Origin of the sequence: Sphingobacterium spiritivorum ATCC 33861 (genome assembly GCF_000143765.1) — a bacterium.
Lineage (GTDB): Bacteria > Bacteroidota > Bacteroidia > Sphingobacteriales > Sphingobacteriaceae > Sphingobacterium > Sphingobacterium spiritivorum.
The window spans coordinates 1,296,661-1,310,096 of record NZ_GL379770.1; the positions used below are offsets into that span (position 1 = coordinate 1,296,661).

Here is a 13,436-nt window from a genome sequence, read left to right on the forward strand (position 1 = left end):
ATCAGATTTGCGGTCTTGCTTTTTTATAACGTACAAACTCGGTATAGTATATGAATGCAGAGAAAAGAAGTGCAAATACAATATTAAATCTCCCCCATAAGAGAAGATCAGGAACTACTTGAAATTCTATTATATTCATTGTAATAATTACGGCAATCTGTGTAATAGCGTTGAGTCTGGATCTGAATCCTGTTAAAATCCAGACAGCCATTACGATTTCGGCCAGACCAATCAGTACTGTTAAAGTCCGGGCGTGCTCCTGATCCAGAATTGTTGCAACGATCTGTTGATGGCGGGGCTCAAAATCAAGTACTTTACAGAATAAACCATTGATCAGCCAGACCATACTGATGATCAATTTTTCAAAACTAACGGGATTAAGACTGTTTGTCCGGGCCATACAAGATGTTCAGAATATGTATATATCAATACTGGATCCTATAAAAATACAAATATTCCCCTCTATAAACTATTTTACGGATAAGGGATTATCAGACAAATTGTTTCCATTGCTCACTTTCAGCTACTGACCTTATAGTCTCATTTCTTTTCTTCAAAAAATCAGTCATATAGGCTGTCAGGAACAGTTTTTCAGCCACCCACCCCAATATACCCAGGGGAGCTTTGAAAGTGAATATATCGATCATATTAGTACCCTCTGCCTGCTGTTCAAACAGGTGTGTATGCTCCATGCTCTCAAATGCACCTTTCAGCATCTTATCTTCAAATCTATAGGGTCTGTCAAATGCAGTAATGGCTACACTTAACTTTTGATAAATACCAAAGTGTCTGGCTCTCCAGGTCACGGTTTCGTGCAGTTCTATCAACCCCGATAATCTGCCCGCAATAGCTTTCTCATTTGTTTGATGCGTAGATAACTGATGAAGATCAATACTTCTGCTAAGGTCAAATACGCGTTCTATGGGAGCTTTGATCAACGTTTCTATGCGGATAGTGGGCATTATTAGTAGTTTTTTGTCTGTTGGAAAAAATTAAATCTAACCGACCGTTTCTTTTTCATATGGATAAGGAAACGATCGGTTAAAGATAAGGATCTATGGGGTATTTTTCCAGAAAGACCCTTCCTCAGCAATTTCTTTTTCCTTTGATAGGATCAATGTGGTTAGATCCGATACCATTTCCGGATATTGAGATGCCAGATTGTATTTTTCAGAAGGATCATGATCAAGGTTAAAAAGCAATGGTAGTTGCTTGTCAAAATATACTAACCCGAGTTGGCTGTAGGTCTTTACATGAAGTTTCCAGGGACCTTTCCGAACAGCCATTAATTGATGGTCCAGCCCAAAATAGAAAAATTCGTCACGGCCTTTAGTGTCTTTTTTTCCAGACCATAATGGCTTGAGATTGGTTCCGTCAATTTTGTTGGGGCCGGCAGAAATTCCAGCCAGAGCTGTAATGGTCGGAAGCATATCCAGAGCCGTGAATACCTCGTTTTCTACATATCCCTTAGGTATAGTATGATGTCCCCAGAGAAAGAAAGGTTCTCTCATTCCTCCTTCCCAGGTACTTCCTTTTCCATCGCGAAATAGTCCTGCTGAACCTCCGTTTTGATTTTGGATCAGCCAAGGACCATTGTCAGAAGTAAAGACGACGTAAGTTTGTTGATCCAGTTTGTTTTCTTTTAAAAAGGTTAACAGACGACCAATATGATGATCCAGTTCCTGCACGACATCTCCATACAGACCCCGTTTGGATTTTCCGAGGAAATCCTCAGATGCATGCAATGGTGTGTGTGGCATAGCATAAGGGAGATAAATAAAGAAAGGTTGTTTTGCATTCTTTGTTATAAATGCAATAGCCTTTTCCGTATAGAGTCTGGTCAGCTTACTTTGATCGGGATTCAGCTCTAATGTATCGTATCCGGAAAGCAGTGCTATATCCGGGTATTTTGGCGGAATCATATCATTGCTGTAAGGTAAACCGACATACTCGTCAAAGCCGTTGGCTAAAGGTAAAAACTCTTTCCGGGTTGAACCGAGGTGCCACTTTCCGTAAATTGCCGTTCGATACCCTTTTTCCTTTAACCGTTCTGCAATAGTGCTTTCCTGTTGATGTATCCCGATCTGATCTGTAGGATTGAGTACCCATCGAAAACCTGCCCGGGATGGATATTTGCCGGTAAGCAAAGCATAACGACTGGCAGTACATGCCGGGGATGCTGAATAATAATTCGAAAAGCGCATCCCTTCCATTGCCATGCGATCTAAATTTGGCGTTTCTATGTTCGGGTTACCATTAATTCCGACATCGCCATATCCCATATCATCGACATAGATGATAATAAAGTTTGGCTGAGTCTGAGCGCTGCTGTTGAATACAGCTAGCAAACATATAAAAAGCGTTATTAAATATCTGATACTATTCATTCCTCTATATTTATTTACTTCTCCATCCCGGATTTTGTTCCAGATTAGGATTTAATATAAACTGATTAAACGGAATAGGCTTAAGATAGTACTTGTCCAGCCAGCCGATAGGTGCTCCTATATTCTGCATTACAAATCCTGACGTTCCTCCACCTGCAACAGGTAATACATTGCCATAATCTGCCCGGTTTATATAGACCCCGACAGGTGTTTTGTTTATGTAATTTCCTTTTTTCCATCTTTTTATATCTCTGAACCGAAACCCGTCTCCCATAAGTTCAACGCGTCTTTCTCTACGGATCTCCCAAAGTACAGCAGGTACTTCCGGATCCTTATTGCTGTCAAACGAACTGTTAATCGCTGCAACTACCATCGGTGCAACTCCTGCACGTACCCGCAATTTGTTAATCGTTATATCGGCTACAGATTGGTCAAAACGTCCCAGTTCAAATGCCGCTTCTGCATGATTTATCATGATCTCACCCATTCTGAATAGCGGAAAATCTGTTGTAGAAGTCTGCAACGCCATGTTATCAACCTGTCTGTTGTAGAACTTCCAGAAATAAAATCCCAGATCAGATACAATAAATCCCTGACCATTGTTTTTTGAACGGAAATTTGGAATAGCAGATACTGTATATGCTGAAAAATTAGATACAGGCAATTGTTTTGCTGTAGGTGTGGATAGTGTCTTCATCAGATCTATGTATTCGCGATCTGCTGCATTTGTGGTATAATCCCAGGTTAAGGAAGTACCGGTAGCTCCTAATAGTTTTACTTTGTAAGGCGGCATTACTGTATAATAGAGTCTGCGGTCACGGTTTCTAAATTCTTTGTACATGGATGTATTTCCCTGATATAATGAAGAGGATGAAACGGGCTTGCCATCTGTACATAAATAGCTGTCTACAGCATCTCTAGTAAGATCTGAATACCAGGCAGATGTGCGTACTACACGTCCGATACTGTGTGTGACCATATCCGTATTATATTGTTTGGCTAATAAGATTTCGGGTTTTCCGGCCAGATTTTCTGTATTATAGATTTCATCGTAACTGCTCATCAATGCAGGTTTACTGGCAATGAGTTTGGCCGAGGCATCAAGAGAGGCTTCTAAGTATTTCTGCTGATCTCCTAAGCCATGATATTTACGCCATGTTCCTTCAAAGAGTCCAAATCGGGATATCAGAGCCAGTACTACATCTTTATTGATCGTATTTACCCCGTCTCCGGCAACTTTTATGTTTTGTTCTGCATACTTCAGATCATTCAATACATTAGAGGCAACGATATTTCTTGGGGTGCGTGCCGCAAACAGCAAGGTATCGGATTCCGTCAATGTCCGGTCTATCCAGGGAACATCACCGAAGTCGGCAATCATGTCCAGATAGCGTAGCGACCTGAAAAAATATCCTACGCTTCGCCAATGTGCTTTTTCTGTGTCTGACATCTTTGATTTATCAATATTGCTGAGCATCAGGTTGACTCTTCTGATGTAAGAGAAATCCCAGCCTCCGCCAGATGAGGGCTCAATATATGTCTGAAAGGCATACGGGCTTTTGTAACCCGGAAACGCGTACACCATATTGTCCGAATAACTTTCCTCTTCTATACTCTTTGGTAAATAGCCCCCGTCACCTGGAAAGCCATCAAAATAGCCGTAAAGATTCCAGGAATACGTCTTGAAATTGTCGTATGTATTGAATGCCGTTTCCTCTGTCTGTTTGTCCAAAGGAAGGCGATCCAGAAAGCTGTCATTGCAGGAGGCCAGGAAACCTAGAGCAAGTATGGATATATATAATTTCTTTTTCATTGGATTATAATTGCTAAGTGAGCTAAAAGAGCCCGGTTTGTCAGTTTTGTTTTTTGAAGCTATTTATACCGTTTTTCGGGTTTTAAAGATTAATATTTAAACCAAAGGAATACGATCGCATATAAGGATATCCGAGACCATTACTTTTGGAGTCAGCGGCAGGATCAATTCCTTTCGGCAGTTTGGACCAGGTATACAGATTTTCGGAACTGGCAAATATGCGGAAATTGTTTACACCTAACTTCTTTATCCATTGGTTATTAATGGTATATCCCAGTGTTACATTCTGAAGTCTTAAGTATGAACCATCCAGTAAGGTAAAAGTAGACGTTCTGTAGTTTGATGTATGATTAGTCTGTCTGAATCCGGAGATATAAAGTCTTGGATATTCAGACATTTGATTTGAAGGTGTCCAGTAGTTCAGCTGATGCTTGTATATTGTGCCAAATTCATAATTATAGGCATTTGTCAAATCGTTATTGAGATACAAATCACGTTTCAGAATACCTTGCATATTAAAAGATAAAGAAAAACCTTTGTATTGGAAATTTCCGTTGATACCGTATTGATACTGAAGACTTCTGTTTCCTATAACTGATCTGTCCCCAGGATTGTCCAATGTTGAATTTCCGGCATTAATAACTCCGTCATTGTTGAGATCTTTAAAAAGGAGGTCTCCCGGATTGGGATTGTAGCCTTCCAGTTTTACGATACCTTCTTTTAGTGTTCCGTTGACATAGTTATCATTGAGATTTATAAAGTCATCCGGTGTATAATAGCGATCTGCCTGATAGCCCCAGATTTCATCAATTCTCTGTCCGACATAGTACTGACTTAACAAATTGTTACTGTTATTGAATTTGGTGATTTTAGCCTTGTAATTGTATAAATTGGCTCCTATACTGTATTTAAACTCGTTGTTGATCTCACCACTCCAGTTCAGCGCCAGTTCAAAACCATTTGTTTTGAGATCTGCTACATTTTGGACCGGAGCCGCTGTTCCCAGAATAGCCGGTAATTCGGCTCCGGGAGCGATCATGTTTTTAGTTGATCTGGTATACAGGTCGAATGATCCTGTCAACTGGTTTTTAAAAAATCCGAAGTCAAAACCTATATTTTTTGATGTTACAGTCTCCCATGTAAAATTATCACTTACCAATAGAGGAGGGTTCAATGTCACAGGCTGTGTATTGTTGTCCAGCCAGGTAGATTTAAAGGAAGACATACCGGGCAAGAAAGCGTACGTTTCAATAGCCTGGTTTCCTACTGTTCCGTAAGAACCTCTGATTTTTAACTCACTTAAATAAGGTTTTAAGGAACTCATAAATGTTTCTTCGGTCATTCTCCACCCTACTGATACAGAAGGGAAGAAGCCCCATCTGTGTTTAGGCGGAAACTTGGATGAACCATCATAGCGTCCGTTGACTTCCAGTAGATAGCGGTCCAGGTAGCTGTAGTTAATACGGCCGAAAAAACCGCGAACGGCATACTCATCGTAAGAATCCCTTGTGACCGGCTGACCAACTCCCTGAGATAAAGAAGGAAGGTCGTCATTGATCATCTGCGCTATAGATGAATACTGTTGCTCGTAGTAGCGCTCTTCCTGATTGAATCCTGCCAATAATTTTACGCTATGCTCGCCAAACCGTTCGGTATAATCTCCATAGATATTGAGCGCCTTGTAATTGGTTGTTTCGTTATATTTTGTGTATTCAGAAGAGTTTCTGTTGTATTCTTCACCAAATTTGGCAGAATTGGCATATCGGATCCTTTTACTGTAGTTGTCATACAAGCCATTGATTCTGTCAAACGTATATTCAGCATTTAATTTGACTTGCTTGATGGGAGTGATCAGGATTTTACCTGTTGTACGGATATTACTCAGTTTGGTACTGTTGACCGAACCCAGACGGATAAAATTGGCTCCGGTACCAGACGGCAATACTTCACCGTTTATATGAATAGTGTCTATCGGATTGTAGGAAGGAGAGGTGGCTGCCTGAAACCACATGCTTCCGTTTGGCATGGTCCGTTCCGAATTATTGTACAGCATATCTAAGGATACATTCAGCCAGGGCTTGATGTCTGAATTGACAAATCCTCTTACGTTATACCGGTTAAACTTATCCTTGTCGGTCACTAATATGCCATCTTCATTAGTCGTCCCCAATGAAATTCCATAACTGGAATTTTCTCCTCCACCCCTTACAGACAGATTGTGATTCATTTGCCTTCCATTGTTGTCCAGCATATCGCCCATCTCATCCGTTTCTTTTAATTGATAACGGGTGCCATTATTTGTAGCATATCCCATCGGGTAAGCATCGGGATTTTCCTTATATTTTTGCAGCAGATCCAGCCATGTATTGATCTGTTGTCCGGAATAATAGGTGGCCGCTCCTGCATCCTTATAGGCCTGAACCGTCTCCAGAGGAGAGGCCTTTTCGGGTAAAAACGGGGCTGTATTGATGGTCAGATTATTGTGATAGTTGATAGTCACAGGTGTATTTCTTTTGCCTTTTTTGTTGTAATTAAGATAACACCGTATGCAGAGCGAGCCCCGTATATGGATGCAGATGCAGCGTCTTTCAATATAGATACAGATTCTATATCTGCAGGATTTAACAGATTAAGACCGCCTTCAAAGGGGACATTATCCACTAATATAAGCGGAGTGCCACCATTGATACTGGTTGTCCCGCGCACGTTCATTGAAAACCCACCACCCGGTTCTCCTGTCGTTTGTGTCACTTGCAGTCCCGGAGCGGCGCCTTGTAATACTGTCCCTATAGTATTCACAGGTCGGTCTCCCAATTGATTTTCGAATTTAACAGAACTGACAGCTCCGGTAAGATTTTCTTTCTTTTGTGTGCCGAATCCGACAACAACGACTTCATCAAGATCACTGATGGTTTCTTTCATCTGCACATTCAAAAATGAAGCATCGCTTAATATTCGCTCTGTCGATTCATAACCAACGGCTGAAAAAATTAACGTAGCACCTTTATTTACCGTATTTAACTGGAAAGCTCCGGCCTGATCTGTGGATGTTTTGAACGAGGAGCCTTTTACAGTCACTGTTACTCCCGGCAGACCTTCTCCTTTTTCATTCTGAACTTTTCCCCGTATGCTCATCTGGATTAGTTCATACAGGTCAAATTTATTCGCAGGTTCCCATTGAAATTGATTTTTTTTTTCTTTCCTGCTATTGATCAGAATTGTTTTGTCTTCAATTTTATATTCAAAAGGTTGATCTTTTAGCAGCATATCCAGAAATGTGGTTAAGGGTACATTGCTGGCAGCGATCTTTACCGGTTTGGTATTTTTCAAATCATTTTGGTTGTACAAAACCACATAATTGCTGACCTGTTCAATATGTTTAAAAGCCTTTTTTAATTTAACAGACCGGGCATTGAGCGAGATCGTTTGAGAAAATGTTTCTGCTTTCAACTGAAAACAGCTGATGAACAGCAGGGCACAAGAGATCTTAGTAATCATAAGTAATTTCTTGAGATTAAATAATTTATATCTGTCGCATTGAAGGATAGCATGATCCTTCAACCCTAAAGTATTTTTCATATATTGTGAATGTTAAGGTTAATAATTCTATAGTATTGAATAAGTGTGTAGAACATAATCTTGCGGAAGGGGGATGGTAACGACATCTCCCTTTGTTCTTTCCGTATATCTTCAGGAAGGTTGCTTTCTTTTTTTCATAACAGATTGGTTTATAGTCGTAAAATGGTATTGGTTTTTATTTACTTATCGTGAGTATCCGGTCTTGTGAAAGATTTGTATGTACATTGAAATTATCTTCGAGGAAATGTAAAAAGGTGGTTAATTTCACTCCTCGGCTCATTTTACCCCCCAGTGTTACCTCAGGAATAGGACCGGCATAACGAATGTCTATGTCATACCAGCGCGATATAACACGCATTGCTTCTGCCAGACTCAGGCCGTCGAAATCGAATATGCCGTTTTTCCAGGAGATTTCTGAAGAAGGATCCACTTCCTGTAATTTCAATGCATTGCTTTGGAGTTTATATTCCAGTTGTTGATTTGGTTTTAGCAAATGTGAAGGTTGATTTGTAGTAAATACTTTCATTGAACCTTCAATCAAGGTTGTTTTGGTTTTATGTTCATCATCGTAAGCATTTATATTGAATGTTGTACCCAGTACCATCAGTTTCTGCTTGCTATAGGAGACAGTAAAAGGCAATTTTTGATTTTTCTTTACCTCAAAATAAACTTCTCCCTTAACCTGAACATCCCGGTTGGAAACAGCAAAATCTCTATTGTAGGAGATCTGCGAAGCAGCATTCATCCATACTTTTGTTCCATCCAGCAGGACAACCTGATACTGACCTCCGCGTGGTGTTGTGATACTGACCTGTTTACTTTTCTGATTCCGAAGTGCTAATTTTTCTCCGTTAGATGCCGAAATACTATCCTTGTAGATATCAATTCCCTGCTTTGTGTCGTCCAATTCTATTGTCTGATTATCAAATGCAATGATCGCTCTGTGTTGCGCCGGAGAGATATCGGGTGTATTTGTTGCTATTTCACGATCTGTATTTTCTGATTTTTTCAATCCTTCCGGAGTCCGAATCATAAAGAACAGAGCAACAGCCGCGGCGACGGGAATCCATATCCACCGTACCATGCTTTTTACCCTGGACTCTCGGATGTCTTTATGTATGCTATTATTGAGAGCATGCTGTGTTCTGTGGAGATGAGCCTGAACAAGAATGTTAACTTCCGGCTGATCTGCTTCCTGAAAATGGCTGTTGATCAACTGCCGGAAGCTGTCATCTTCCAGGTCATCCAGTAAAGTCATTAATTCCTGAAAAGAAGACTTGTCAATGTTGTCAGCCACATACAGCGACAGAAGTTCTTGTATTCGCTTTCTTTTTTCCAATGTGTAAGGTATTTGGTTAGTACTCTTTTAATCGAATATTATCCCATATACGCTTGGAAAGATCAAATACACTAGATGAAAAAAAAATATTTTTATTTTTTCATTAAATAGAGCAGAGTGAGTGCCATCAGGTAGTCGTTGTGATAGTTTTTGTGTATATAATCTTTGATATCTTTCATCGCTGTTACCAATTGATTACTTACGGAGGAAACAGATATACCCAGCTGTTGTGCTACTTCTTTGTAACTCTTTTCATTTACTTTACAGAGTATCCATATTTCTTTTTTGCGGGGAGAAAGTTGACTTATGGCTTGTTCTAATATCATTTTCTTTTCTTTATCAATGACATGATCATTAAAGTGGAAAGAATTTTCAACGAGATTGTACCAGAGTTCTTCCTGCAGTTTTTTATCCCGGCTGATACGGCGGAAGATATCCATCACCATATTTTCTGCGATTCTGAAGATAAAGGTCCGGAATCCTTTTTCAGGGTCTATTTCGGTTCGCAAATGCCATATTTTGAGGAATGTATCCTGTACAAGGTCATTTAATATTTCATAATCTTTAAGCAGCTTTAAGCACTTGTTGTATAACAAGGGAGCATAAAGCGTATACAGCGCATTGAAGGCGTCAATGTCACCATTCTTCACTTTATGTAATAGACTTTTCTCCTCCATTTCGCAGGTGCTTCTGTTATACTATTGCTTACACGCTGATTGACAATATATTCTTATTTTCTTATGATCCGTTTTACACAGCTATCCAGCCGCGGAATCCTCTTACAGCATAGTAGGAGGCGGCTCCGTTGTGATAGATAAAAACCTGACCATAACGATAGTCTCCGAATATGGCTCCGCCCAATTTGCGGATTGGCTCCGGAGTGCGCAGCCAGCTGGATGTTTTGTTATCAAAACTTCCGAGTTGCTGCAGATAGCGATATTGTTCCTCTGACAGCAGCTCTATCCCCATTTCCATCGCCAGATCTATAGCATTATTTTCGGGTCTGTGTTCTTTTCTCGAATCTTGTCCTTCGCGGTCATAGCTCAGGCTTCTGCATCCTTTGGGCGTTTCGGGAGAGCAGTCGAAGAAAATACAAAGTCCTGATTTTTTATCATAACTCACCACATCAGGCTCACCCCCAGTTTCTTCCATTTCATAGAGGGAACGGAGTTTATCCGCTGCAGCATCCAGACGGGTCAGCACCTTATCCCAATGCAGGTCAGGATGACGGTGCATATGATTTTCAAAACGTGTTTTTAATACTTCAAAAAGATGTTCACGTTGTGCTATGGATAATTCAGGTTCTTTGCTTTTTTTCATAGTATACTACATTATTATAACCGGTATTGTAGGTTTTAGCGAAATATACAACAATAATAATATTTCATTTTCGATATAAAAACAAAAAGTGCGGATACAGATGTAAAGAAGTCAGAAAATTAAAGGTTTTTGATATTACAGGCAGGAGAAAGGTTAATATTTACAGATTGCCACAAAAACAGGTATTTTAATTGGTTTGATCTTACCGGCTGTCAGAATAGATTCTGACAGCCGGTAAGATATGTATTGTCAGGAAAGCAGATTAAGCTTTTCCGAAAGTTGTAGTCTTTACTTTTTTAGTACTGCCGGAAGATTCGATTGTGCTTTTGATTTCCAAAAGACCGCCGTTCATTCTGTAGTCAACACTGAAAGATTGTGATTTCTGACTTTTGTCCATATATTTAAAAGTGATCTTAGAGCCATATAGCGCAAAAGTTCCTTCAATATTATTTGCAGTGGCATCCTGTCCGATATTTCCGCTCAGGGTAAAGGTATCATCCGGATAGAAATCGATAGCAAGTCTGTTGATTTTTACTTCTTCAGTACCGGAGATTTTATCACCTTGATACGTATCGATTTGCTGGGATACACCGATCCACTCCGCAATAATAGGATCGTCGCTGCTATCTTTGGCACAGGATACAATAAAACAGGTCAGTACTGCTACACAGGCACTCAACCAAAATAATCTTTTTAACATCTGTTTAGTTTTCTTTTTTATTAACTGCGAAGGTAGCAAAAATGGATTTTAACAAAAAAAACAATAGCATTTTTGTAGCCAATCATCTATAATGCAGCCTGTTGTTCCGGGATTCATTCTGTAACAGCAAATTAAATTCCCGGTCTGGGATCTTTGTCTGTGATGGAAATATTAACCGGTACCTTTACAGTGCGGGTATGGCCTCCGGGCATGGCAAGCAGAACGGTAATATGGCCTTTCAACGTTTCAAAATTTTTATGGAGTTTTACATAAATGCCCAACTGTCCGCATAATACATCTTTGTAAGTCCACAGTGAAAAATCCTGAAGGGAAGGAGCACTGATATCTTCGAGCAGCTGAAGTTTTTCATTTTTCTCGTTTATCAGTTCATAGTCTTTTATCTCATAAGTTGCAAAGTCTGCAATATCATCCATTTTGTTGACAATATGTCCGTTCTTATTGTATTCCTCGACTTTACTTTTGGGTAGAGGGTAGTAGGTAAGAATATCAAACTCATGAGCAGGTTTTTTATGTATGAGTGTCAGATCCGAATTGAGGACCATGATATTGCTGCTGATCTGATCCAGAAATTCTTTTGTTTCTTTTTCAGAGTAAGGGTAGTTTGCAGGGCTGTTGCTCTGACAAGCGAATAAGATAGGGATAACTAGGAACAATACTTTTTTCATCGGTTTTAGAATGTATAGACGAATCATTATGCTTGTGAAGTTAGGTGTTTTATAGCAGTATCCGGAAATTACCTGGCAAAAAAAATTATCAGGGATGGGAAGTCAAAAGCCTTATATGGTGCGTGTGTACGAATCTGAAGTCATTTATTGCGAATCTGGATTGATATGCTACGAATAGCTATCATCTGTTTTATAATGAAAAAATGATCTGTTTATTTGATCCTGAATCAGGATGATATAGAACCATCACGATCTTTCACAAGTAACGGAAAATCAAGAAACAATCTCTTAAATTCCTGAGCTTATCTGCCAGTCAGAATTAGGGTGAAAATCAGCATCTGCCCTGGCAGGAAAGGGTTCATCGCCTTTTTTAAAATAAACTATATACATATGAAAAATACAATTATTGCCTGTTTTACTTTTTTCATACTTTTATTGTCGTGTACCGATGAACAGGAGATCGCTTATAACGAAAAGGTCTCTTCTGAATTTTACAGTAATAAAATGCGCTTCGAAGAAGTACAGGAGCAACTTGCCAGTGGATATTTTGATAATTCCGGAGACAGTAAAATTCTAAAAGATGTAAAGAATCTGGAGGGGAAGTCTGAGTTGGCTGTCGCTTCCGGTAAAGATATCAATAGTTTGCTGATCAGTGAGACTGCAAAACCTTATCATACACAGCTATTGCTGTATCTGGATAAGATACAATTGTATTATGCCCTCACAGGCGAGTATATCAGTAATACCGATACAGCAGCCAGAAGTCAGCTGCTGGACCGGGTTCATAAAGTAGGGAAGGATGTAGAAGATTTACAAAATAAATGCATGGAATCTCAGATCCTTTTTTTGAATAAAGCAGGTATACAACTGGAACCTTTACAAGCTAAATAATGGATAATACGGCAAAGCCAAATAAAGATACAATACGGCTGGTAATGGATCCGCTGCTGTTCGGAGTGGCATCATTTGTCCTTCTTATTCTGCTTACTTATCTGTTTCATTTTGACAGGAATGTCACGATGGAATGCTTTGCCATTACAGTCATCCTTATAGTCTTACGGGTTTCTTATATACTGGATGTAAATAGTGGTAAACATTTTCGTCAACATTATACACGTATTCATGAGAAAAAACTGACCAATGAAAAATTCAACTATCTCCATGAATATTACGAGCGTCCTTCCTTTTATTTTTTTCTGATATTCGGAACATGTGTCGGCGCATATGGCGTATTTATATTGCTCGAAAAATATATTATCGGGGCTGTATTGCTGCTAATAGGGTCAGGCTTTATTTACCAGATTCTGAAGCCTCAAAAAAGTATAAAAATAAGCAGCAACGGAATATGGTCCACAGATTTTGGATTTATATATCTGAATGATATCAAAAAATTTGAATACCACTTTTCAAACGGTAAATTTTCGTCCAAGCATATCAGAATTTATATGCATAACCCCGATCTGTATAAGATGAAATTGCCCTATCTCCTGGTTTCTATGCCTAATATTGAAAAGGAAAAAAGCCTTAAATCGGAGCTTTCAAAACTCAAATAATGTCGCTGTCTCCAAAGATATTCTCTATCTCCGGACGGATATTGGATAAATAATCTTCC

Annotated in this window: 13 protein-coding genes; 2 read left to right on the plus strand and 11 right to left on the minus strand. The window is 39.4% G+C overall.

What is annotated here, in order from left to right:
• Nucleotide 1 precedes the first annotated feature (1 nt).
• The 11 genes from HMPREF0766_RS05690 to HMPREF0766_RS05735 form a co-directional block, all read right to left on the minus strand.
• On the minus strand, nucleotides 2-400 hold the full coding sequence (locus HMPREF0766_RS05690) for a DoxX-like family protein (protein WP_002994526.1): 399 nt from the start codon (nucleotides 398-400) through the stop codon (nucleotides 2-4).
• 91 nt (nucleotides 401-491) lie between these two features.
• Nucleotides 492-962: an SRPBCC family protein gene (locus HMPREF0766_RS05695; protein ID WP_002994527.1), complete on the minus strand. Its 471-nt coding sequence runs from the start codon at nucleotides 960-962 to the stop codon at nucleotides 492-494.
• A gap of 93 nt (nucleotides 963-1,055) precedes the next feature.
• On the minus strand, nucleotides 1,056-2,387 hold the full coding sequence (locus HMPREF0766_RS05700) for a sulfatase family protein (protein WP_002994528.1): 1,332 nt from the start codon (nucleotides 2,385-2,387) through the stop codon (nucleotides 1,056-1,058).
• 10 nt (nucleotides 2,388-2,397) lie between these two features.
• Nucleotides 2,398-4,200: a RagB/SusD family nutrient uptake outer membrane protein gene (locus HMPREF0766_RS05705; protein WP_002994529.1), complete on the minus strand. Its 1,803-nt coding sequence runs from the start codon at nucleotides 4,198-4,200 to the stop codon at nucleotides 2,398-2,400.
• An 82-nt stretch (nucleotides 4,201-4,282) separates the two neighbouring features.
• Nucleotides 4,283-6,700 (minus strand): SusC/RagA family TonB-linked outer membrane protein, encoded by a 2,418-nt coding sequence (locus HMPREF0766_RS05710; protein ID WP_002994530.1) that lies wholly within the window; start codon nucleotides 6,698-6,700, stop codon nucleotides 4,283-4,285.
• The gene (locus HMPREF0766_RS21815; protein ID WP_002994531.1) at nucleotides 6,697-7,779 is read right to left on the minus strand and encodes a SusC/RagA family TonB-linked outer membrane protein; all 1,083 of its coding nucleotides are present in this window, start codon (nucleotides 7,777-7,779) and stop codon (nucleotides 6,697-6,699) included. The genes HMPREF0766_RS05710 and HMPREF0766_RS21815 overlap by 4 nt, the downstream gene beginning before the upstream one ends.
• A 175-nt stretch (nucleotides 7,780-7,954) precedes the next feature.
• Nucleotides 7,955-9,118, minus strand: coding sequence for a FecR family protein (locus tag HMPREF0766_RS05715; protein ID WP_002994533.1), 1,164 nt, complete (start codon nucleotides 9,116-9,118; stop codon nucleotides 7,955-7,957).
• Nucleotides 9,119-9,210: 92 nt separating this feature from the next.
• The gene (locus HMPREF0766_RS05720) at nucleotides 9,211-9,795 is read right to left on the minus strand and encodes an RNA polymerase sigma factor (protein WP_002994534.1); all 585 of its coding nucleotides are present in this window, start codon (nucleotides 9,793-9,795) and stop codon (nucleotides 9,211-9,213) included.
• A 73-nt stretch (nucleotides 9,796-9,868) separates the two neighbouring features.
• Nucleotides 9,869-10,438: a DUF4256 domain-containing protein gene (locus HMPREF0766_RS05725; RefSeq protein WP_002994535.1), complete on the minus strand. Its 570-nt coding sequence runs from the start codon at nucleotides 10,436-10,438 to the stop codon at nucleotides 9,869-9,871.
• Between the two features lie 262 nt (nucleotides 10,439-10,700).
• The gene (locus tag HMPREF0766_RS05730) at nucleotides 10,701-11,138 is read right to left on the minus strand and encodes a lipocalin family protein (protein ID WP_052646381.1); all 438 of its coding nucleotides are present in this window, start codon (nucleotides 11,136-11,138) and stop codon (nucleotides 10,701-10,703) included.
• Nucleotides 11,139-11,269: 131 nt separating this feature from the next.
• Nucleotides 11,270-11,824, minus strand: a complete 555-nt coding sequence (locus HMPREF0766_RS05735) for a hypothetical protein (RefSeq protein ID WP_236590529.1) — start codon at nucleotides 11,822-11,824, stop codon at nucleotides 11,270-11,272.
• A gap of 390 nt (nucleotides 11,825-12,214) precedes the next feature.
• On the opposite strand from HMPREF0766_RS05735, the gene HMPREF0766_RS05740 reads away from it, so the two are divergent.
• A complete protein-coding gene (locus HMPREF0766_RS05740; RefSeq protein ID WP_115388626.1) occupies nucleotides 12,215-12,715 on the plus strand; it encodes a hypothetical protein in 501 nt (166 codons plus the stop codon).
• Nucleotides 12,715-13,377 carry a hypothetical protein gene (locus HMPREF0766_RS05745; protein WP_002994542.1) on the plus strand — a complete coding sequence of 221 codons (663 nt, stop codon included), beginning with the start codon at nucleotides 12,715-12,717 and terminating at the stop codon, nucleotides 13,375-13,377. The genes HMPREF0766_RS05740 and HMPREF0766_RS05745 overlap by 1 nt, the downstream gene beginning before the upstream one ends.
• The last annotated feature ends 59 nt before the right edge of the window (nucleotides 13,378-13,436 follow it).

Bases quoted from the DNA above. Each gene is read 5' to 3' on its own strand.
- HMPREF0766_RS05690 (WP_002994526.1), bottom strand. From the start codon at position 400: ATGGCCCGGACAAACAGTCTTAATCCCGTTAGTTTTGAAAAATTGATC.
- HMPREF0766_RS05695 (WP_002994527.1), bottom strand. From the start codon at position 962: ATGCCCACTATCCGCATAGAAACGTTGATCAAAGCTCCCATAGAACGC.
- HMPREF0766_RS05700 (WP_002994528.1), bottom strand. From the start codon at position 2,387: ATGAATAGTATCAGATATTTAATAACGCTTTTTATATGTTTGCTAGCT.
- HMPREF0766_RS05705 (WP_002994529.1), bottom strand. From the start codon at position 4,200: ATGAAAAAGAAATTATATATATCCATACTTGCTCTAGGTTTCCTGGCC.
- HMPREF0766_RS21815 (WP_002994531.1), bottom strand. From the start codon at position 7,779: ATGAAAAATACTTTAGGGTTGAAGGATCATGCTATCCTTCAATGCGAC.
- HMPREF0766_RS05720 (WP_002994534.1), bottom strand. From the start codon at position 9,795: ATGGAGGAGAAAAGTCTATTACATAAAGTGAAGAATGGTGACATTGAC.
- HMPREF0766_RS05725 (WP_002994535.1), bottom strand. From the start codon at position 10,438: ATGAAAAAAAGCAAAGAACCTGAATTATCCATAGCACAACGTGAACAT.
- HMPREF0766_RS05730 (WP_052646381.1), bottom strand. From the start codon at position 11,138: ATGTTAAAAAGATTATTTTGGTTGAGTGCCTGTGTAGCAGTACTGACC.
- HMPREF0766_RS05735 (WP_236590529.1), bottom strand. From the start codon at position 11,824: ATGAAAAAAGTATTGTTCCTAGTTATCCCTATCTTATTCGCTTGTCAG.
- HMPREF0766_RS05740 (WP_115388626.1), top strand. From the start codon at position 12,215: ATGAAAAATACAATTATTGCCTGTTTTACTTTTTTCATACTTTTATTG.
- HMPREF0766_RS05745 (WP_002994542.1), top strand. From the start codon at position 12,715: ATGGATAATACGGCAAAGCCAAATAAAGATACAATACGGCTGGTAATG.